This is a genomic window from Leptospira wolbachii serovar Codice str. CDC (assembly GCF_000332515.2).
Classification (GTDB): domain Bacteria; phylum Spirochaetota; class Leptospiria; order Leptospirales; family Leptospiraceae; genus Leptospira_A; species Leptospira_A wolbachii.
This window is the reverse complement of record NZ_AOGZ02000014.1, coordinates 285589-305808: the sequence shown is the minus strand read 5'-3', so window position 1 is coordinate 305808 and position 20220 is coordinate 285589. Positions and strand designations below refer to the sequence as shown.

Annotated in this window: 15 protein-coding genes; 8 read left to right on the top strand and 7 right to left on the bottom strand. The window is 38.8% G+C overall.

Going from position 1 to position 20220, the window contains the following annotated elements:
- Positions 1 to 672: an ABC transporter ATP-binding protein gene (locus LEP1GSC195_RS06985; protein WP_015682494.1), complete on the bottom strand. Its 672-nt coding sequence runs from the start codon at positions 670 to 672 to the stop codon at positions 1 to 3.
- Entirely contained in the window at positions 672 to 1280 is a 609-nt protein-coding gene (locus LEP1GSC195_RS06980; protein ID WP_015681277.1) for a hypothetical protein, read from the bottom strand. Before LEP1GSC195_RS06980 ends, LEP1GSC195_RS06985 begins: the two co-directional genes overlap by 1 nt.
- On the opposite strand from LEP1GSC195_RS06980, the gene LEP1GSC195_RS06975 reads away from it, so the two are divergent.
- Both LEP1GSC195_RS06975 and LEP1GSC195_RS06970 read left to right on the top strand, forming a co-directional pair.
- Positions 1274 to 2818: a tetratricopeptide repeat protein gene (locus LEP1GSC195_RS06975; RefSeq protein ID WP_015680773.1), complete on the top strand. Its 1545-nt coding sequence runs from the start codon at positions 1274 to 1276 to the stop codon at positions 2816 to 2818. The two genes, LEP1GSC195_RS06980 and LEP1GSC195_RS06975, sit on opposite strands and share 7 nt — an antisense overlap.
- Complete coding sequence (locus tag LEP1GSC195_RS06970) at positions 2818 to 3414, top strand: hypothetical protein (RefSeq protein WP_015682231.1); 597 nt, start codon at positions 2818 to 2820, stop codon at positions 3412 to 3414. The genes LEP1GSC195_RS06975 and LEP1GSC195_RS06970 overlap by 1 nt, the downstream gene beginning before the upstream one ends.
- 5 nt (positions 3415 to 3419) lie before the next feature.
- On the opposite strand, the gene ruvA is transcribed toward LEP1GSC195_RS06970, so the two are convergent.
- A complete protein-coding gene (gene ruvA / locus LEP1GSC195_RS06965; protein ID WP_015681748.1) occupies positions 3420 to 4019 on the bottom strand; it encodes a Holliday junction branch migration protein RuvA in 600 nt (199 codons plus the stop codon).
- Positions 4020 to 4134: 115 nt separating this feature from the next.
- On the opposite strand from ruvA, the gene LEP1GSC195_RS06960 reads away from it, so the two are divergent.
- Genes LEP1GSC195_RS06960 through LEP1GSC195_RS06950 form a run of 3 tightly spaced genes read left to right on the top strand, consistent with a single transcriptional unit; the run spans position 4135 to position 8182 of the window.
- Positions 4135 to 6009: a patatin-like phospholipase family protein gene (locus LEP1GSC195_RS06960; protein WP_040506521.1), complete on the top strand. Its 1875-nt coding sequence runs from the start codon at positions 4135 to 4137 to the stop codon at positions 6007 to 6009.
- 24 nt (positions 6010 to 6033) lie between these two features.
- Positions 6034 to 7281, top strand: coding sequence for a C40 family peptidase (locus tag LEP1GSC195_RS06955; RefSeq protein WP_015682081.1), 1248 nt, complete (start codon positions 6034 to 6036; stop codon positions 7279 to 7281).
- Between the two features lies 1 nt (position 7282).
- Positions 7283 to 8182 carry a patatin-like phospholipase family protein gene (locus LEP1GSC195_RS06950; RefSeq protein ID WP_015681090.1) on the top strand — a complete coding sequence of 300 codons (900 nt, stop codon included), beginning with the start codon at positions 7283 to 7285 and terminating at the stop codon, positions 8180 to 8182.
- Here the strand turns inward: LEP1GSC195_RS06950 and LEP1GSC195_RS06945 are convergent.
- Genes LEP1GSC195_RS06945 through LEP1GSC195_RS06935 form a run of 3 tightly spaced genes read right to left on the bottom strand, consistent with a single transcriptional unit; the run spans position 8174 to position 13860 of the window.
- A complete protein-coding gene (locus LEP1GSC195_RS06945; RefSeq protein ID WP_015680739.1) occupies positions 8174 to 10783 on the bottom strand; it encodes a PAS domain-containing sensor histidine kinase in 2610 nt (869 codons plus the stop codon). The two genes, LEP1GSC195_RS06950 and LEP1GSC195_RS06945, sit on opposite strands and share 9 nt — an antisense overlap.
- 50 nt (positions 10784 to 10833) lie before the next feature.
- Positions 10834 to 12297, bottom strand: coding sequence for an OmpP1/FadL family transporter (locus LEP1GSC195_RS06940; RefSeq protein ID WP_015681583.1), 1464 nt, complete (start codon positions 12295 to 12297; stop codon positions 10834 to 10836).
- Between the two features lie 21 nt (positions 12298 to 12318).
- Positions 12319 to 13860: a hypothetical protein gene (locus LEP1GSC195_RS06935; protein WP_015682440.1), complete on the bottom strand. Its 1542-nt coding sequence runs from the start codon at positions 13858 to 13860 to the stop codon at positions 12319 to 12321.
- A gap of 99 nt (positions 13861 to 13959) precedes the next feature.
- Between LEP1GSC195_RS06935 and LEP1GSC195_RS06930 the strand changes: the two genes are divergently transcribed.
- The 3 genes from LEP1GSC195_RS06930 (at position 13960) to LEP1GSC195_RS06920 (ending at position 19217) form a co-directional block, all read left to right on the top strand.
- A complete protein-coding gene (locus LEP1GSC195_RS06930) occupies positions 13960 to 15186 on the top strand; it encodes a M48 family metalloprotease (RefSeq protein WP_015682789.1) in 1227 nt (408 codons plus the stop codon).
- Positions 15183 to 17351: an adenylate/guanylate cyclase domain-containing protein gene (locus LEP1GSC195_RS06925; RefSeq protein WP_015680831.1), complete on the top strand. Its 2169-nt coding sequence runs from the start codon at positions 15183 to 15185 to the stop codon at positions 17349 to 17351. The genes LEP1GSC195_RS06930 and LEP1GSC195_RS06925 overlap by 4 nt, the downstream gene beginning before the upstream one ends.
- A gap of 63 nt (positions 17352 to 17414) precedes the next feature.
- Complete coding sequence (locus LEP1GSC195_RS06920) at positions 17415 to 19217, top strand: methyl-accepting chemotaxis protein (protein ID WP_015681443.1); 1803 nt, start codon at positions 17415 to 17417, stop codon at positions 19215 to 19217.
- 103 nt (positions 19218 to 19320) lie between these two features.
- Here the strand turns inward: LEP1GSC195_RS06920 and LEP1GSC195_RS06915 are convergent, their stop codons facing one another.
- Positions 19321 to 20130 (bottom strand): PhzF family phenazine biosynthesis protein, encoded by an 810-nt coding sequence (locus LEP1GSC195_RS06915; protein WP_015681817.1) that lies wholly within the window; start codon positions 20128 to 20130, stop codon positions 19321 to 19323.
- Positions 20131 to 20220 lie beyond the last annotated feature (90 nt).

Below are 20220 nucleotides of genomic sequence, written 5' to 3'. Positions count from 1 at the left end.
TCATTCTCCCTTAATTACCTGGGCGAACTTTCCGTTTTTCATTTCGTAAACGGTTTGTGCATCAAAGGCAAGTTTCATATCATGTGTGACAAGAATAATCGAATGGTTTCTTTTGTTATATTCTGCAAGGAGGAGTTGGACAAGATAACTATTTTCAGGATCCAAATCTCCCGATGGCTCATCTGCGAATAAGATAGCTGGATCGTTGATCAGTGACCGGGCAATCGCTGCTTTTTGGATTTGTCCCCCAGACAAAGTTCGGGGAATTGCATTTTGGATATCACCTAACTTTAGATGTTCGATCAAATAATCGCATTTACGAATGTAGTCAGAATTGGAAAACTTACGAGTAAAAAGAGCCGGTAAAAGAATGTTTTCTTTGATGGTAAGATTTCCGACAAGTTCAGAAAACTGGAATACGAGCCCTAAGTCCCTTGCACGAATTTCTGCCAGTTCTTGTTTGGAAATTTGCGAAAGTTTGATTTGGTCATAGAGAATGTCACCTTCTGTGGGAGAGAGCATACCTGTGAGCATGGAGAGTAAGGTGGTTTTGCCCGATCCCGATGGGCCAATGATGGCAACGTAATCCCCTTGGTTTACATCGAAGCTTACGGAACTCACTGCCTCGTCTTTGCCAAATCGTTTGGTTAGGTTGTGGACACGTAGTAACATTACTTTTGTCTCCGGATCGATTTGTAAGGATCGATGTAGGAACTGATTCCAATTGTGGGGACGGATACCAATAGACCAAGGGCAATAAAGAGAACCAAACAAGTAAAAATGGATTTTAATTCATTACCGATACCGAAATCTGTAGGTGGATTTAGGTATCCTATATTGATCATGATTGCCAAAAGGAAACTGGGTAGAAATAGGAAAAATAAGGACAAGGAATGTAGCCAAATACAACCCAATCGGTTTCCCCCGATGGCCATCATGACCCCGATGTCTCCGAGTCCGTGGAGGCAATGGAAGAAAAAGAGAGTCATGAGTGCAAAACTTGTAGAATAAAAAAGAATCTGCGGAGATTGGTCAAAGGAAACGATACTAGTAAGGGACACTCCTGAGTACAAATGGAAGTGGATCCTTATGGCGAGTAAGAAGAATGTAAAAACCAGGGCTCCGACGAGGCCATAGGCCACCGAATAGAGTCGATCCCGGAAGAGAAGGCGAAGAGCAAACGAAATGTAGGTGAGTTGTATCACTTCCAGGACAGAATTGACGTAAGACTCTTTTTTACCAACCAAAATAGGAAAATAGGAAGTAATCGAATTTGGCATTTTTTATCTTTGTGGGAGCAGCAGTCATTATGCTCGGGTTTCTCTTGACCTTCATTGTCGGGCAGAGACGGGATAGTTATGCTAAGGCACTAAGCCTCGCCACTTTGGGGAACTTTTTGGATGCAAGGGCCCTTGTTCGTGAAAAACTAGAAGAAGACCACCAAAACCCTTATGGGCACTACGTTATGGCAAAAATCTATGCCATGGAGAATGACCCCTTAAACGAAGCCAAACACCTAGAAATCATTAAAAAGAACAACCGGTATACAAAAGAAATCGATTCCGTAACGGTTTCTAACCGTGTTGCGGATATCTATTATAACAAAGATTTTTTTGAAGAAGCGTTTTTCCATTATTTAGATACCCTCCAAGCCGATAGATCCAATCCCATTGCATGCCTTCGGTTGGGATTTATGGCTCTAGGACAAAAAGAATTTAAAATTGCTGACCATTTCTTTTCGCGTATCCCAGAAGAGAAAATAAATCTCTCTTCCTACTTCATCGCCCGAGGTGTGATCTCTGGAGTGACAGGAGGCGGAAAGGAAAAAGATTACTTCGAAAAGGCCTACAAACTAGAAAAGTCACCTGTCTCTGGTTTTTTATACGCACTCTCTTTGTCGCGTGAAAACAAACACAAAGATGCTGTTAAAATTGCAGTGGCTATCAGCGAACAGATCGAAGACGAATTTGTTCGGTTCACCTTGTTTCAATTTTTAATGACAGAAGCTATCTTGATGCAAAATTTTCCAGAAGCATTGAAGTATGGGCGACTATGTATGGAGATGGCAAGGCTCAATGCTTGGCATAGTGAAATCATAGAAAGCAGCATTCACTTTGCAATGATTACCATTTACATGGGTCGTTTGGACGATGCTTCCGAATATTTAATTGAGGCCGAAGTAGAACGGTTAGATGATCCCGATGTGGTGGCCCTTGCCAATTTAAAATATAGATTAGAACGGGGAACAGGAACCGTTGAATCTTTAACACATGAATATGATCTTTCCCGCGAACTCAATTTACTTTCTGTCAATTTATTTCCAAACTCTAGATACTTTGAACTGAGTGGGATGCGTTCTTCCAAACCCTTTAATATCAAAGGTATGGTGGATGATGGCGGAAAAAAACTAACTTCCAAATTAGATATGTTGGGGTTGGATAAATTTGAGAAGTTTATCAGCCTTCCTGGAACTAATTTTAAAAATCAAGCCACTCGTATGGTGATGAGTATGGGGTATCGTGTCACCAAGGAGATTTCCAATCCAGAAGGGGATGGTGTGAATTTACTTGCATCTTCTAAAGAAGATGTCAATAAAAGGGCACTATTCCGTGTTCGCAAATGGAAGGATGCCAAAGTATCCGATGTATTCCTTCGGGAGATGACAAACCAAATGGAAGAGTTAGGTGCGACTAGAGGTTATGTGATTGGTAATTTTGACGTAACCGAAGGTGGGAAAAAAATCATCGCTGCAAGTAACGGAGCACTCGAAATGTACAGCGGAGATTTGTTTGAGGACCTTCTCAACAAAACGATGTGATGTTCATTCCTCGGAAGTTCTTTTGTATTTTAATTATCTGTTTCAGTTTTAGTCTTAGTTGCCAATTCACCAAACAGAAAAAACAATCTGCAGAGGCCGATTCTTCTGGCGTAACTGCCAAAGAAATCGGATGTCCCATCCCTTTATCACAAGGAACTGTTTATGGAACAGATCTTTCCAAATTTGATCAGACTTATCTTTTGAGTGTAATCAAAGTTTTACTCGGGGATCTTTGTGCCGGTTCCTTTGCGCACCTTCCTAGTCTCATTCATCCGGAAAAAGGTCTGTATGTGGATGCCAAAGGGTATTGGACTTACTCAGAAGTGGAGAAAGACCTCGCTGATCCCAAGGGATACTTCCAAGTTTATTACTTTGATTCCAAAAAGTTGGACCAAAAGAAAGGGAGTGTAGGCAATCTCACCGTTCGAGACGTCTTCCTCTCGGCAAAAGAAGTGGCAGCGGATTTTTATGTGGGTTCTAGCGAAGAGGTGGAGGTTCGATTTCGGTTTGCAGAAAATCCCAAACTAGAAAGGTATTTGATCAATCCAAGTTTTGTTAAATGGGAGGGGAAGTGGTATCTCCTCCGCATGTTTTGAGTTTCCTACCGAGTTCCTGTAATCACTTGTTTTACTATTTCTGAAGCCGTATAACCAGGATTTAGTTTTTTTGCATCTGCTACTTGTTTGGTGGCAGACTTCTCATCAAAACCTAGTTGAATAAGGGCAAGGGTTGCCAGATCCGTTTCTCTATCTTCCGAATCTGTTTTTGTGGATTCGTCGTTTAGAAACATTTCTAGTTTTTTTAAGTTTTGTTTGATTTCAAAAAGGATTTTTTCGGAAGTTTTGCCTTTGACTTTAGGAATTTTTTCCAAAGTCTTTCTATCATCTTCTTTTGCAATTTTGTACAAATCATCTGCGTGAAAAAATGATAAGATTTTCAGTGCAGTGAGTTCTCCAATTCCATGTAAAGATTTAATGAGTTGGAAAAGTTCTCTATCTTTTCTTGTGGAAAATCCAAATAGACGTTCTCCTCTGTCAGTGATGGAATGAAAGATATGTAAAAAAATCTCTTCTTTCATTTTCTCCTTACATTCTAAATGTAAAGGAAAGGGGATATGGACTTCATAACCAACACCAGCCACATCTATGATCAGATGATCCATTTCCAATTGAATCAATTTCCCGCGTAAACTTGCAATCATCCTATTTCTTCCCGCTTCCAATGTTTAGGATCCCATCTGGATGGCGAGAACTCTTTTGTATCTTGAAACTGAAAAGGAGGTTGTGTTTTTGCATCTATTTCATAAAACCAAGTAAGTGAAACAAATTCGAAAATCGAAACATTCTGCTCTGACACAATATCTTACTTTGGCAGACCTTTTTAAAAACTTACCTCATACTGTGCTTCGCGAAATGAAAGAAAATACCGTCCGGGAATTTTTGCCTGGAGGCGAGATACTATTTGAGGAAAACTCAGAGGGAAGTGATTTATACATTCTTGCCGCAGGTAAACTTCGTTATGAAAAACGTTCCCCTGATGGGACAATCCGCGATGTTGGTGAATTCAAAAGACTTGATATCATTGGAGAACTAAGTTTATTCACAGGAGAAAAACGTTCTGCCACAGTAAAGGCCATTCGAGATTCCGAACTCATTCGTGTTCCGAGGGATGTGGCTCTCTCCATCCTCCTTAAATACCCAGATAGCCTTTTACAAATTACAAAAATCATCGCCGAACGTTTGGCACATGCGAAAACGGATAGTAAAGGTTTTATTCCTGTTTCCAAAACTTTTTCCATTTTAAGTTCTCTATCCAAAGAAAGTCTGGAGGAAATCATTCATAAAATAGGTCTTATCTTCCTTCGGTATGGATCTTTTTGTGTCGTTGATGAAAAGGTCTTTCTTGAGAGAACAAACGAGTTACTGTCGTTGGATGAGAAAGATCGGGAACCTTGGATCATTCGTTTTTTTTCTCAATTGGAATCGGAGTTTGATTTTGTTTTTTATGTATTAGAGGATGGGAAAGATGTTACTGCTTGGACGGAAAGGGCTTTGCGCCAATCCGATTCTGTTTTGTTTATCAAAGATGCTAATGATGAGCCCAATTCTATCCATTTGGAATCCCTTTTGGATAAAAAACAATTTAAGGACAGAACGCAAATTTTAGTTCTTATTCAACCTAACGCAGAACAGGTGGTTCCGGGAACCATTCGGCATTTGCAGAAAAGAAAGTTCAGTCGCCACTTCCATGTCCATTTTGATAGGTTAGATACTTGGGAAAGATTGGGTCGCGGGTTGCTTGGTAAGTCGATTGGACTTGCCCTCGGTGGTGGTGGAGCAAAGGGTTTTGCCCATCTCGGTGTTCTTTCTGCCTTAGAGGAAAACCAAATTCCGATTGATATGGTTTCTGGAACGAGTGCAGGTTCTATCTTTGCGGCTCTCATTGCAATGGGGGAATCAAGTAGCGGAAGCAAAGAAAAAGCAAAAGCCTTCTGGGTCTCCAAAGACTTATTAAACGAATATACAGTTCCTGTTTTGTCTCTCACTACAGGAAAAAAATATACAGAGGCCATTCGTCAATTTTTTGGTTCGATCCAAATCGAAGATTTATGGATTCCTTTTTATGCAATTTCTACAGACCTTTCTCATTCTGAAATACATGTTCATGATCGAGGAGATTTGTGGAAAGCGATTCGGGCAAGTACCTCCATTCCGGGAATTGTTCCTCCCTTAATTGACGAAGGAGTTGTTTATGTAGATGGGGGAGTTTTAGACAATGTTCCTGGAATCACCTTAAAGGAACGAGGGGTTGGAAAAGTAATTTCTGTAGATGTATTTGGCGACATTTATCCTGATCAGGATAAGGAACTAGGTGCATACTTTGATAAAACAAATCCAGGGGTGATGACCCATCCTTTGACACAGATTACTAACCTAATCAATTTTAATGAAATTCTCAGACCAAAGTTTCCTCCGATCGGTGACATTATCATTCGTTCGATCCTTTCCTCTAGTAGAGACCGAATTCGACAAACAGAAAAGATCTCAGATTTATTTTTGCAAATTCCCACCAATAACTTTGGACTTTTGGATTGGTTTGCCTATGAACGACTGATTGAATTGGGTTATGTTTCTTCCATAGATAAAATCATTCGCAACCGAGAGAAATTTATAAATCCTACTTTACAATAGAAACAATTGGCTATCATACAAAGTATGTTTGCCTTTCGTAAAATTTCACTGCCATTTTTAGTTTTTTCTCTCTTATTGTTTGTCAAAAATTCTGTTTCTGCGCAAAACTTAGATTCGTTAGTTGCTTCTGTTTATAATAAACAAGAAACACTTCTTATCCGAAATGAAATTCGAAAACGTTTGGGGGATCGGGCCAATGAAAGTTCGGTCAAAGAGATTGTGCAGTCACTTCGTGTTTGGGCTGCTTTTGAGTCTATGCCGGCTCCTGAGTTTGCAGAGGAGGTCGAAAGATTTGTGATCCTCTCAGATTATGGATTCAGATGGGAAGAAACGGAAGAATTAATTCCTTATTTTATCACGACAAAACCTAACAAAAAGGACATCCCCTATTTAGGTAAGTTCTTTAAGGAAATGGCTCTATCCAAATTACCAGACGAAACGGTTTCTGATATTTTACGAATTGCAAAAACCAAACAATGGAGTGGTGCTTCTGTTCTTGTTGCTGGACGGTTGGTTGTTTTATCTAGAAAAAAAGAAGAGGATCCGAATGTAACAATCAAACGTTTAGAATCTATTTTACCCAAACAAATCCAAAACCTAACAGAAGAAAAACGGACTAAGTTTTTCGCTGATTGGTTTTCCAGTGAAAAAGCAAAAATTGACGAAAAACATTGGGAAACAGTGAAATCCGATACCATTCCTTTGTTGTCTCTTGCCACATCCAAGGAGAACTTTCAAAAATCCGAAAGACGCACCGAAATTGTGTGGAATGAACAAGGAGACTGGATTACGAAAGAAAGACCCAAATTGGACCCTAACTTGATTTTTTTAGAAGAACAAAATATATCAGCTCCTACAAGTAATGGAGAAAAGGATAAACGAAAGTTAGTGGATCCTGTAGGTCGTCAGTGGATAGGAACTCCCTATCTTTATGGCGGTTATTCTAGGCGTGGAGTGGATTGTTCTGGCCTTACCAAATCAATTCTGACGGATCAAAAAATTGGAATGAGCGAACGGATGATCCCAAGATCTGCCAGAGACCAATCACAAATTGGTAAATCTGTAACTCGTGATAAACAACAAATTGGAAATTTGGTATTCTTCTCTGCCTCACCAAACACAAGTAAAATTACACATGTGGGAATGATATTAGAGAATGGAAATTTTATCCATGCATCGACTAGCCGTGGAGTTGTGATCCAATCCTTAAATGAAAAGTGGTGGAAGGAAAGGTATGTGACGGGTCGGGATATTTTTTCGGGAGGGAGATAGTATGGCAAAAAAAAGAGCACTGGTTTTATCTGGAGGTGGAGCTAGAGGCGCCTACCAAGCAGGTGTTTTGCGGTATTTAGAAGAGATCCATTGGAAACCGGACATCATTTGTGGAACATCGGTTGGTGCGATCAATGCCTGTGCCATTGGTTCGGGAATGAATTCGAGCCGGTTATCGGAATTATGGCTTAGGCTCAATCAAAAAAATATCATGCGTTATTCGGTCTGGAATATGTTAAAGGGACTTTTCCGAAGGAAATACTATCCACTTGTTGAAACCTATCCATTAAAAAAATTCATCCATGAGAACTTAGATTTTACAACCCTCAATGAATCGAAAACAAAAGTCATTATTTCTGCAGTGAACATTTTAACATCGGAGCTAAAGTTTTTCGAAAATCCTAATCTTCGAATCGAACATCTCTTAGCATCGTCTGCCATCCCTATGATCTTTCCTTGGCAGATCATAGATGGTGAACCTTATTGGGATGGAGGAGTGATGGCAAACACGCCAATCCTTCCAGCACTCACTCATGAAGCCTCAGAAATTGTAGTCGTTCTACTTTCGCCTGTTGGGGGAGTGCAGATGATGGAAGTGCCAGAAACAAAAGACGAAGCCTTGGAACGATTGTTTGAATTATACCTTCTTGGCTCCTACAGAAGTGTGGAACAAGGTTTAGAATATAGAAAGGCAGTAATGAAAGGTCTTACACCTATTGAAAATTTTTTACTCGGTCTTAGAACTCAGTTTAAAAATGCAAAAATTTCAGTCATTGCTCCCAAACGAATGTTAGGTCTTGTAAGTATCCTCAATTTCAAAAAGGAACAAGCAGAAATTCTTTTGCGGCATGGTTATGAAGATGCTAAGGAATTTTTTAATTTAAACCCTAGTTCAAAATAATTCTTTGGGAAAGGTTAAAAAGAAAATAGAACCTTTCCCAAGTTCGCTCGAAACTTCAATTGATCCTTTCATGGATTCAATTTGGTGTTTGGCAAGGAATAATCCCATGCCTTTTCCTTCGATATCTTGGCGTAATCGGAAGTTCATTTTGAATAATTTATGCCCATGCCGACCAATGTCAATGCCCGGGCCATTGTCTTGAATTGCAATCTTTAAGGATTCTTTGGTTTCCTCATAGGTTATGGTAATTTTGCAGATTTTATCTGCGTTTGAATATTTGATAGCATTGGTAAGAATGTTATTTATGATGCTATCAAAGTAAGCTTGGAATCCTAAGAGATTCATTCCTTCTGGTAGATTGTTCGTGAATTCTATCTCTCGATTGGACCCGTTTTTTAAGAGTAAAATTTGTGCATCGATACTTTCTTTAATAGAAATTTTTGATTTGGGAAGTTCTTTTGTGTCTTTCTCAATATTTAATAGTTCGTTAAGGTTGCGAATGATTTGATCTAGTTGGAAAGAAGAGGATTCAATAAGCCCGAGTAATTCTGTATTGGATGGGTTTTCCTTTAACATTGCTGTTAAGCTAATTAGATTGGCAATAGGTGCTCGTAAGTTGTGGGAAGTAATATAAGTATATTCTTTTAGTCTTTCATTTTGTTTATTCGTTACCTGGAAAAGAGATTCCAGTTCGCGATTTTTTGCGAGAAGTAAGGTTTCTTTATCAAGTAATGAATCTTGGACGAGTTTTTCATCATGGATGTTTTGGATGGCTCCATAAAAACCAACGCATCTGGTTTCTGAAAATTTAGGAGTGGCAATGATACGAATCCAAAACTCATGTCCAGATCCAGCACAGACAAGACACTCTAAATCAAAAGTTTCTTTTGTTTCGATAGAATGGATTTCTTTTTGTTTGAGGATGGGACCGAATTCTTCCGTACCAAAAAAACGCAAATCCACATGATCGATATCTTTGGAAGTTTGGACTAAGATTTCTGTAGCGACGAGAGAAAGTGTGATTTTTTTTTGACTTAAGTCGTAATCAAAACTCCCCACTTTTGCGAGGCGGTTTGTGCGAAGTAAGAGCTCTTCCATTCTTTTTCTGTCGGAGATGTCTCTTGTTTGGATCACAATTCCATCGTTAGTGGGTATGACTTGGTGGAAATAGTAACCTGGTGCTACAAAATTACCAGGGACTTGAAATTCCTGCTCGATGGGAATTTTTGATTCTACGACTTTTTTATAATCTTCGAAGAAACCATTTTCCCGATTGATAGGAAAAAGTTGGCAAATTCCCTTTCCTAATAGTTCTTCTTTTTTCATTCCCAGTTGTTCTTCTGCTTTTTTGTTCACATCGGAAATGATAAAGTCTATAATCTCTCCATCTTTACTTTTTGATGTTTCCAAAAAGTAAATGGCTTCCAAAGCAGAATTCATTGCAGCTTGGTACCTTTGGCTACTCAATAGGTATTTTAATTCGGTTTCTTTTTCGGTAGTGATGTCCTTGGCCGCACCGATGATCGAAATGAGATTTCCTGTTTCATCCAAAATGGGGCGAGTGTAGTCACGTAACCATTTGATTTTTCCAGATTTTGTCCGAATGCGGTATTCAACCACTCCCGTTTCACCCTTCAAAATTTTTGTCATTCGTTCTGCCAGATTTGTAAGGTCTTCTTTGAGAATTACGTTGAACCAACCACCTAACTTTCCAATTTCCTCAATTGAATACCCTGAGGTTGTATTTAATTCTTTGGAACTCCACTCAGCAATAATTTCACCATTTACTATCTTAGCTGTATAAATATAATCCGATGTCATTTCAGTGATTAACTGCAAACGATCTTCTAAAATTTGAGTTTCCGTAATGTCTCTAGATACACCTACAATTTCTTTGACGTTCCCATTTGTATCATGGATTGGATTTTTTACAGTTTCTAGGATCCTCGTGACGCCATCAGGACCAAGGTTTGGCTCTTTTCTTACATAACTGGTGTCCCCAGTTTCAAAAACCTTTCTGTCTTCTGAATGATATGCCTTTGTATATTCTTCTTCGTTGTAAGTAACGTCTTGAATTCCGATTAATTTTTGTTTGGTGACTCCGTAAAAATCAGCACAAGCTTTGTTTACATAGGTAACTCGGAAATTTTTATCCTTACAAAAGACTAAATCGGTAATAGAATCTAAAATTTGCGAAAAATAAATCTCTCTGTCTTTTGCATATTGTTCCAGTTCTTTGGTTTTGGTTTGATCTGAAAAATTAGCGAGTAGGTGGGTGGTATTTCCTTGTTTATCTTTAGAGCTATAAGCAGTAACTGCGATATCGAATGTAGACCCATCTTTTCTTTTTGCAGACAATTCTCCTTTCCATTCGGATTTGGAAAGAACCTCGGATAAGATGAGTTTTGTTTTTTCTTTATCTTCTGTGAATTCGAAAGCATTTTTGCCGAGAATTTCATCAGGATGATGATAACCCCACAAAGAGACAAAGGCTGAATTTACATATTGTAGGTTCCCCTCTAAATCGGAGATGGCAATGGCATTTAGAGACTGATTCAAAATTGTATTGATCAGTCTTTGGTCTGTAAGTTCCAATCCCATCTCTATAAAGATGGGAGATGGATTCTTATGGACAAGTAAAATATAAAAAATTAATTTCTGGAACTGACCATTAGATAAATAGAGTGCGCACTATATTCAAAGGATTGAGCCAAAGAGTTTGGGTCGATACGTGAGTTTCCGTATCCCACTTCTCGAATATAAGTAACAGAAATAGACGATTTGGATGTGACCCAAGAAAAACCTAAACTTAATCCTTTATTTCTCGAATATTCATTTCTTGGATTGGTTCCAGACCTTGCTACTTTGTAAATCAAACTTGTATCACCTGAATTTGCCTGCACTTGGTTTCCGTATGTGTTTTGTAGATATAAATCTACAGCTGATTCGGTCCATGAAATTGGTTTTGTATTCGGTTCGTTTGTGTATATACCGGCTAACACTGAGAATGTGTCGGCAAGGTAATATTCCATTCCTGCAGCAAAATTGGTTGTTGAAGCTCTTGTTAGTTCTCTGACTTCGGTGTCATTGATAGTATATGTGACTTTTCGTCCAAAGGAGCTGAATTCATCTTGGTTCCTTTTCGATTTGTATCCAGTTGTATGGATCATATCAAAAGATGCTAAAAATCTCGAAGTCGGAAAGAAGGCAATGCCAAACCTTAACTCTGATGTTTGAGGAATGGAGGTGGTTAATTTAGGCCTATGTGTTAGGACTCCCGCTTCAATAGCAGATGCACTATCACCCGTCCCTTCAATAAAGTCAATGGCAGAAGTTCCTGATCTTCTTGTAGAGTCCGCATACACTTCGTTATAAAGCCTATTTCCACCCATAACAAAGATTCGCCTGTAACTCATTCCGAGGGAAACTTTTTGGATAGGTTGGTATTGGATCCCGATTACTGGCATGATCCCAGAGGTTTTACGGTTGTCTACATAGGAGCGCATTACATAACTTAGGTCAGAGAACTGTTGAAACTGGGTTCTTGATACTTCCTTTGTATCATTCATATAATAGAGAGTGGCTCCGATTGATAGTTTGTCAGAGAGTAGGTAGGCGGCGCTCGGTCCCACTAGGAGTTGGTTGTATCTTTCTTTTGTGTAATTTCTTGTGGAGTTGATCGTGGGAGATATCAAAGGATAATTGACTTGGTCCACTCGGTTATAAGAGTAATTGTATGTGTTTACGATGGAGAAGGCAAATTTCCAACGATCAAAGTTTTTTAACAAACCGATAAAGTTGGGATCAAACCCTTGGTGTGTTTGGCTATAAATTTGACCTGGTGTGTCTATATTGATATAACTACGTTTTACATCTTTGAAGTTGCTAGCAGAGATGGAAATTCTATCGTTATAAGTAAATCCAAGTCCTGCCGGATTGTAATAAGCGCCTGACGGGTCATCAGCAATCGCAGTAAAGGCACCACCGAGACCAGCTGCCCTTTCTCCATAAAATCCTTGGATGTTATGGAATGGCTCCGAAGCAAAAGAAATACTTGGAAAAAGGAATGAGATAAGAAGGAGAAATGAATTTCTAATTTGTTTATTTTCTGGCATGTTTGGTTTCAATTTGAGTTTTTAAATTTGTACGATTGTGTTTCCGACTAAGGTGTATTGTTCGTTTCCATTGGCGTCGATAGTATACCGCCAAACTTCTGCAGTGGGAATTTGGTCAGCAGTGCCATAAAAGTCTACATAATAATCAGCTCCAGGTGTCGTGTCATTTTCAAAAAACTCTCCCCAGCCAATGTATTCGTCAGGGAAGTTAACGGGACTCACTCCGGCAGGCATAATCACAAAAGCATCATATTCGGTAAAACCTGGATCAAACCCGATACCACTAGCTCCTGGAATAGCACTTGAGAAATCTACAAATGCATCCCATTCAAATTGATAAGCGTTGGTTCCGCTTTCATAAAACTGACCATAAAGATCGGAATCATAATATCCTAATTCTTCATATTCATTATTTGCCGGAGTGGCAATATCATAATAATCTACTGCAAAATAACCAGTCTCTCCATTTTCATCATAGGTTTCTTCTAAGTAGTATTCTTCTCCATTCGCGTTGTCTATGTATTCGGTAGTTACATAACCACCAAAATCGCTGGTTTTTCCTTTGACTGAGGTTGTGATTTTGTCTCCAGAACTTGTATCATACACATTGCTATAACTTAGTGTCACACATTTATTTGTATTGGCATTGGTATCATTATCACATTCTTCAAAAGTAAACCTAGTTGTGGATTTATCAACATTACCTGAACCGGAAGTGACTTGTTTGATGTTTAAGATGGCTTTGTCTTTTTTGCCATCTTGAGTGATGTATGTGATAGATGCATCCACGCTCAAAGAAATTCCAAAAACTTTCAAGGAACGAGTGATGGAACTAAATATTTTTGTTTTGTCTGATTTGAATTTGAGACTTTTTTGAAATTTATTGTTAGAGGGACAAGGTTGTGGAGTTCCAATAGAATCTGCAAAAGAATAATCAATCTGGATATCATATTCATTATTGGAAAGTTTTCGATATACCATGGCTGGTGTGGGGACAGCTTGTCCGATGACAGGAAGAATCCCTTCATTTTGTAAACTGATTAGTTCCCCTCTTGCTTCCTCTTCACTTAGACCTAATCGTTCCATTCCCTCTAGAAACTCATCTTCCATGGATTGAGTGACTCGAACTGTGGACTTCCCTCCAGGGATACAAACACCAGGATTTGCTTTGGCTGTATTGTATGCGCCACTAATGAGAACTAAGTCCCGTTTGGAATCACGTAATATCTCGGATACAAGAGATGTTCCTTCCGTAAGGAAAGCTTGTCCTGTAAATCCATAGTCAAATGTGTCTTGTGCAATTCCTTTGGATACCGAAATGGTTTTCAGGGATTTAGGAACTTTCCGAAGAGAAGCACCAAGGCCAGAAGCAGGCTTTCGAATGGAACGAGGTACTGCGACACTGAGATTCGAAGGGAGTTCTGAATTGATATTGGAATTTAATAAACTTCGTATAAGAAAGCGAGTGATTAATGCTTCTAAGGAATTACTTTCATCTTTTTCCTTTTTGCAACCAACTAAAGTAAAAAAAACGATAAAGAAAATTAGGAATAGATGATTCATCAAGCGTTCATTTCATGATTGTGAAAGGAAATGTCAATTCTAAAGTCTTTCAGTAAAAAAAGAGTTTCCAAGCAGGTACTAAAAAACATAATTTCTTGAATGAGAGCACTATCTCACATCCTTTTGTTTCTTTTTTTAGCACAATCAGTTGTGGCCAAGGGCAATGTATACGTACAAAGCACAAAGGCAAAACTTCTTTCCCAACCCAAACTCAGTGCCGATGGTTTTCCCCTGCAAATAGGAGAAGTACTATCTCCTGTCAGTGAACAGGGACTCTTTGTTCAGGTAAGAGCAGAGGGAAAAATGGGTTGGGTCTCCAAACTATTTGTATCTCCTCTCCCGCCTGGAAACCAAATCAAACTAGGTGTTACATCCAATTCGTCGGAAGCAGTAGTGGCGAGACAAAGAGCCTCCGATTTTACAAAAACAGCCGCCGCCAGGGGGCTTTCAGAAACACAAAAAATGCGAGTTCGTGGCGAAGGTGAGTTGTATGACTTCGAATCTCTTCGTTGGCTTGAGTCGGTTCCTTATGATACACAACCTGTAATTCAAAATGTGGTTGTTGAAAAAGAAGAAAGTTCGAATATTCTGAATTTCTTATTTAAGAAATCTGAATTTGAGGTTTTGAAAGAAACTAAAGCAGAAGTAAAACTGGGCCGATCTCTCGCAGCCAGATTGTTAAAAAAATACAATTTAGTTAAGGATTCCGAGTTTACGGGGTATTTAAATGGAGTCGCTTCGAGAATGGCATCTGTCTCTTCTAGAAAAGATTTAAGTTTTCGTGTCGGTATCATCGAATCACCAGAAATCAACGCATTTGCTTGTCCTGGAGGGTATATATTTTTAACCACAGGAAGTCTTAAGAAAATCCAATCGGAATCAGAACTTGCCGGAATTATTGGACATGAAATGGGACACATTGTACTCTTTCACAATGGAGAATTCAAACAATCAAATGAATTCTTAGATATTCTATCTAGTCTTTTAGCACCACCTGGCACAGAGGTTGTGAATGCAGCTACCTCTACCATTTTAGATGAAATGGAAAAACAATTATTTGAAACAGGGCGAGATATGAAATTAGAATTGGAAGCTGATGAAGCAGCTGTCGCCTTAACAAGCCAAGTTGGATATTCCCCTGTGGGTCTTTCTAGTTATTTAAACACATTGTCCAAATCTGAAAATACAGATTCATTCAAAAAAACGCATCCAGATACAACCATTCGCATCGCTAAATTGGTATTTTTTGAGACTTCTATTTCGTCTGACAATTCATCCAACGCAAAAGAACGTTGGAGTGAATTCAAAGCCAAGTTAAAACCATGAAACAACGAAAATTACTTTTCCCTTTTTTTCTAATGGTTCTCGTACCTGGACTACTTTTAGGTTTGTTATCTATATTCGGTTTTTCTCAAACACTAAATCGAAAATTATCCGACTCTTTTTTCCATTTGCTTCCCTCCCATCATACCTTTTCCAAAGACATTGTCATCATTGATATTGATGAACAGAGTATCGCAAAATACGCAGATCATCCAGAGCTTGGTCAGTGGCCTTGGAAACGAAACATTTATCCCACACTCATCAGTTATACCAAACTCATCACAACTCCGAAAATTACTATTATTGATATTTTGTTCACGGAAAGATCTGATTATGATGAGGCTTTAGTAGCTGCTAATATTAACTTAGGTGAAATCTCTCATGCGGCAAATTTTCGAGATGGAGGGATAGTCATAGAAAGAAAGGATGAGGAAGACCTGAGCCAAAAGTTCAATGTTCCTTTACCTGCGGATATACCTTTCCCTCGATATGAAAATGCTTCCTTTCCTATTGGCGAAGTAGGGAAAACTGCTCCCATGATCCATGTAGTCAATGTCATTCCAGATAATGACGGAATCCTTCGTCGTTTTGCACCATTCATTCGTTGGAAAAATAAACATTTTCCTACGCTCGCCGTACAAGCGTTTGTTTTGGGTGGAGAATATCAAACAGAATGGAAAGATAGTAGATTTTGGATTCAAAATAACGAAGTAAAAAGGGAAGTTCCCTTAGGTAAAGATGGTCTCGTTCGTGCCTATTTTTATACAGAAAAAGAATTACGAAACATTCCTCGTTATTCAGCAGCTGGTATCATTGAATCTTTAAATCAGTTGAATTCAAGTGAAGTAGAAGATCCGGAAAAACTTCTAGTACCACCTTCCATTTTCGAAAATAAAATTGTTTTAATAGGAACTTCTGCTGCAGCCACTCATGATGATGTGGTTACACCGCATGGGCTTTTTCCTGGAGTCATAGGGCAGGCAGTGTTTGCTTCGAATTTGATTGAAGGACATTTGTTACGCGAACTCCCCGAAATCTATGGAATAGGCTTTACTTTAGTGATTCTTGTCATTGGAGTCCTTGTCCTCTTTATCAACCAGTGGCATCTTTTGAAAAATCTGTATCCAATTCTCGCCATATCTCTGTTCGTTGGCCTGTTTTATTCTCTCTATCGAATGGATGTGGTATTAGCAAGTTCTTCATTCGTGGTAGCCTTCCCTATTTCTTATTTATTGGGATTTGCCTATCTTACTTATACAGAAGGAAAAGAAAAAAGAAAGTTCAATAGTATCTTACGCAATCTAGTTGATCCAGGTGTCGTGAGTGAAGCTCTCGAGGATATGGAATCCTTAAAAAAAGGGGGAGAGTGGGAGATCACAGCCTTCTTTTCCGACGTAGCTGGGTTTTCTTCCATCAGTGAAGAACTTAGTGCAAGTGATCTTGCGCGGTTACTGAACGAATACCTTTCTGCAATGACAAAAATTCTCAAATCCAATTCAGGCACTTTGGATAAATATATTGGAGATGCTATTGTGGGAATTTTTGGTGCGCCCATTCAAAATCATGAGCACCCTAGGCTTGCCTGCAAAACGGCTTTAGAGATGCTTGCTGAGTTGGAAGTTCTTAGAGCCCAATGGATAGAAAAAAAGGATTATACGGAAACCGCCAGAAATATGGCCTTTCGTATTGGACTCAACTGCGGACCAGCTAAGGTTGGTTTTATGGGAACAGATAGTTTGGCATCCTACACAATGATGGGAGACACAGTCAACTTGGCAGCACGATTGGAAGCTGCAGCTAAGGATTATGGTGTTTCTATCCTTGTTTCAGAAAGTATTGAATCTGTTTGTAAAAAGGAATTTCACTTTCGATTTTTAGATTGGATTCGCGTTAAAGGTAAAGAAGCTCCTGTTAAAATTTATAGTTTGGTTTGTTTAGTTTCAGAGTTGTCTGTGCAAGTAATAGATGCGGAAAGAATGTATGAAGAAGGTTTCCAATTTTACCTAAATAGAAATTGGGAGAAAGCCATAGATTCTTTCGAGAAGGTATCGGAGATTTATGGATACGAAGATGTGACAAGTAAACTCCTCATCGATCGTTGTAAGTCTCTTTTTAAGAATCCACCAACTTCTGGTTGGGATGGTGTTTTTACGAGAACATCAAAATAGTCATATAAAAAAATAGATAAATATAAAAAGAAAAGAACTAGATTTGAAAAGGAAAATGAAAGTATGGAAGAAAAGGAAACAAATTCGATTTGTTGGAAGTTAACTTTAGGCTTAGAATTGTTGACATCAATTCTTGCTGTACCAATCGCCGTTTTGTTTATTATATCTGGCGGAGAGTATAACTTCGAAAAGGCGGTTTATGTAGTCCTTGGCGCTAGCATTTCGCTTACAATTTCCTACATCATTCCAACGGTTCGGTTTTTCCGTTTGCGGAATTTAATTTTGGAAACGAAATCAGAAAATTATATTACAAAAACATTGGAAGAAAAACAAGAAATCAAGATTAAACTTCTAAAGTTCCCTAGAAACAATCTTGGCTATTTTTTAGTGCAATGGTCACTCGGAATTCCGTTTGCGGCCTTCGTTACGTTTTTTTTCTTTACCCCGACTCTTGTTGAGATCATCCCTTATGCTGTGTTGCCCATAATCATTTATCCGGTATTAGGTGTTTCACATTTTTTTCTGACGGAACTAAGGTTAGCGCCTGTATTATCTTTACCTGATTTAAAAAATCTTCCTTTGGCTCTAGAAAAAATTCCGAAAATTGGAATTTTTCCCAGAGTGTTTTTTACTATGTTTGCAGTTTTTAGTATGAGTATGACAACACTTGGATATTTATTGGGAACCCAAGTGACTGGAATCATTCAGTTGCAGAATGCAGGTCTTACCATTGGATTAATGGCATTATTTATATGTATAGCCATCTATGTTTTGACTTCTCTTTTTGTTCGGGCCTTACAATCTAACACTGACCAAATGGTTAAACGCTACCAGGGCCTTGCTACTGGAGATCTTCGTGATACTGTGCCTATGATTTCTACTGATGAATTGGGTCATGGTACTTTATCACTTAACTCCTTTATTGAAAGTATTCGCAAAATTACATCTGGAGTCATCAAGGAGTCTGAACGTGTCAGCAAAGATTCCAAAGTCATTGCTTCCCAAACACAGGGTTTATCGCAGGCAATGATGGAACAAGCTTCCTCTACAGAGCAGATGTCTGCCGGAATTGAAGAAATGTCAGCAAGCATTCGATCAACGGCAGTAGGTGCCAAAACACAAAATGAAATTACTAGAGCCGCACTGCAATCACTTGTAGAAATGGAATCAGTGTTAGTTGAAGTGCATTCATCTATGGAAAGAACAGAATCAGAAACCAAAAAAATGGAAAACGAAATATATTCTGGCCAAACCACCTTACAGTCTACATTGCTTGCAATGGAAGAAATTGAAACTAGTGTAGAACATACTGCCGACGTAATCCAAGTGATCGGAGACATCTCCGATAAAATTGGACTTCTTTCTCTGAATGCTTCCATCGAAGCAGCAAGAGCAGGGGAAGCCGGTAGAGGTTTTGCTGTAGTTGCAAGTGAAATCTCAAAACTAGGGGAACAAACTCTTCAAAATACAAAAAGAATTTTAGAAGCAGTCGATAAAGCTTACGAGGCTTCCAAGTCAGGAAGAGTTGCCGTTTCCAATACCGAAAAAACATTTTCACAAATTGGAAGTGCGGTTGAAACTACCATCCAATTGATTAAAACTTCTTCAGAGATGACAAGAAAACAAATGTTAATTGCAAAGGATGTTAAAGATGGGTTTGGAAACCTAACTCGTTCTGCATTGGAGATTGAGCAAAACACCGACGAACAAGCGCATACTTCTTTTGAACTATCACAAAGTATCGCTACTATTTCCGAAGGAACAGAATATTTGAATCAATTTGTAGGTGAAATTGATAAACTTTGTTCTGCTCTTTCGGAACAAGCTAACAATCTCAAACGGGATGTTAGTTTCTTTCAAATTTGATTTTAAATTTTCTGTGGCGCCTCGCCAAGAGGCGACCGCGCTTTACGCTTCTATCTTTCCCTTTGGGAAAGGATATCCGCTGCAATCGCTGGCGTTTTGCTTTTTAGGTTGGTATATTCACTTCGCCCTTTAAATATAGAACAGCAGATCCTCCGATAAGTACACGATCCGTTTGGTATTCGATAAAAAAATCGGCACCTCGTTTAGATTTCTGGCGGCTGCGAAATTTATTTTTAGCAACCCGATTAGAGACAAAGGGTGCTAAACAGCAATGCGCCGATCCAGTGGCAGGATCCTCTGGAATTCCAAGTCCTGGTCCAAAAAATCGAAATTCATAGTCTACGTTACCCTTGTCCGTATCATTGATCCAAAGAGCAATATAGCCTCTGTTTGTTGGGAGTTCACTTAGTTTTTGAAAGTTCGGAGAGAGTGTATCTAAATCAGCAGAGGACGAATATAGAAAAATAGTATCTTTTCCTTGCCAAATTTCCTTTGGTTCTTTTCCTAAAATAGAAGTTAGTTCACTTGGTTTTATCGATTCGCTCTTATGAAATTCTGGATAAGAGGGGAAGTTTAAATAGATTAAATTTTCTTTAATGGACACGGGTAAGATTCCTGATTTGGAATGGAACTCGAAAATTTCCCTTGTTTCTCCATAATGTTTTTTTAAAACAAAGGCAGAGGCGAGAGTGGCATGTCCACAGAGATCCACTTCCACAGAAGGTGTAAACCAACGAATTCTATATTGGGTTCCCTCTTTGACAACAAAAGCAGTTTCTGAAAGGTTATTCTCCATTGCAATGTTTTGCATCCACTCATCCCTAGGCCATTGGGATAATACAAGAACTGCCGCGGGGTTTCCTGAAAACAAAGAATCAGTGAAAGCATCCACAATATATATGGTTTCTGACATAAAGAGATTCTAGCAGAAAGTGATCCATTCCTATATATACAGTTGAAAAAATGGAAGGTATACAGTTGCGAAATCAGTTTTTTATATTAA

Coding starts and splice junctions, on each gene's coding strand:
- LEP1GSC195_RS06985 (WP_015682494.1), bottom strand. CDS start 672: ATGTTACTACGTGTCCACAACCTAACCAAACGATTTGGCAAAGACGAG.
- LEP1GSC195_RS06980 (WP_015681277.1), bottom strand. CDS start 1,280: ATGCCAAATTCGATTACTTCCTATTTTCCTATTTTGGTTGGTAAAAAA.
- LEP1GSC195_RS06970 (WP_015682231.1), top strand. CDS start 2,818: ATGTTCATTCCTCGGAAGTTCTTTTGTATTTTAATTATCTGTTTCAGT.
- ruvA (WP_015681748.1), bottom strand. CDS start 4,019: ATGATTGCAAGTTTACGCGGGAAATTGATTCAATTGGAAATGGATCAT.
- LEP1GSC195_RS06955 (WP_015682081.1), top strand. CDS start 6,034: ATGTTTGCCTTTCGTAAAATTTCACTGCCATTTTTAGTTTTTTCTCTC.
- LEP1GSC195_RS06950 (WP_015681090.1), top strand. CDS start 7,283: ATGGCAAAAAAAAGAGCACTGGTTTTATCTGGAGGTGGAGCTAGAGGC.
- LEP1GSC195_RS06945 (WP_015680739.1), bottom strand. CDS start 10,783: ATGGGATTGGAACTTACAGACCAAAGACTGATCAATACAATTTTGAAT.
- LEP1GSC195_RS06940 (WP_015681583.1), bottom strand. CDS start 12,297: ATGCCAGAAAATAAACAAATTAGAAATTCATTTCTCCTTCTTATCTCA.
- LEP1GSC195_RS06935 (WP_015682440.1), bottom strand. CDS start 13,860: ATGAATCATCTATTCCTAATTTTCTTTATCGTTTTTTTTACTTTAGTT.
- LEP1GSC195_RS06930 (WP_015682789.1), top strand. CDS start 13,960: ATGAGAGCACTATCTCACATCCTTTTGTTTCTTTTTTTAGCACAATCA.
- LEP1GSC195_RS06925 (WP_015680831.1), top strand. CDS start 15,183: ATGAAACAACGAAAATTACTTTTCCCTTTTTTTCTAATGGTTCTCGTA.
- LEP1GSC195_RS06920 (WP_015681443.1), top strand. CDS start 17,415: ATGGAAGAAAAGGAAACAAATTCGATTTGTTGGAAGTTAACTTTAGGC.
- LEP1GSC195_RS06915 (WP_015681817.1), bottom strand. CDS start 20,130: ATGTCAGAAACCATATATATTGTGGATGCTTTCACTGATTCTTTGTTT.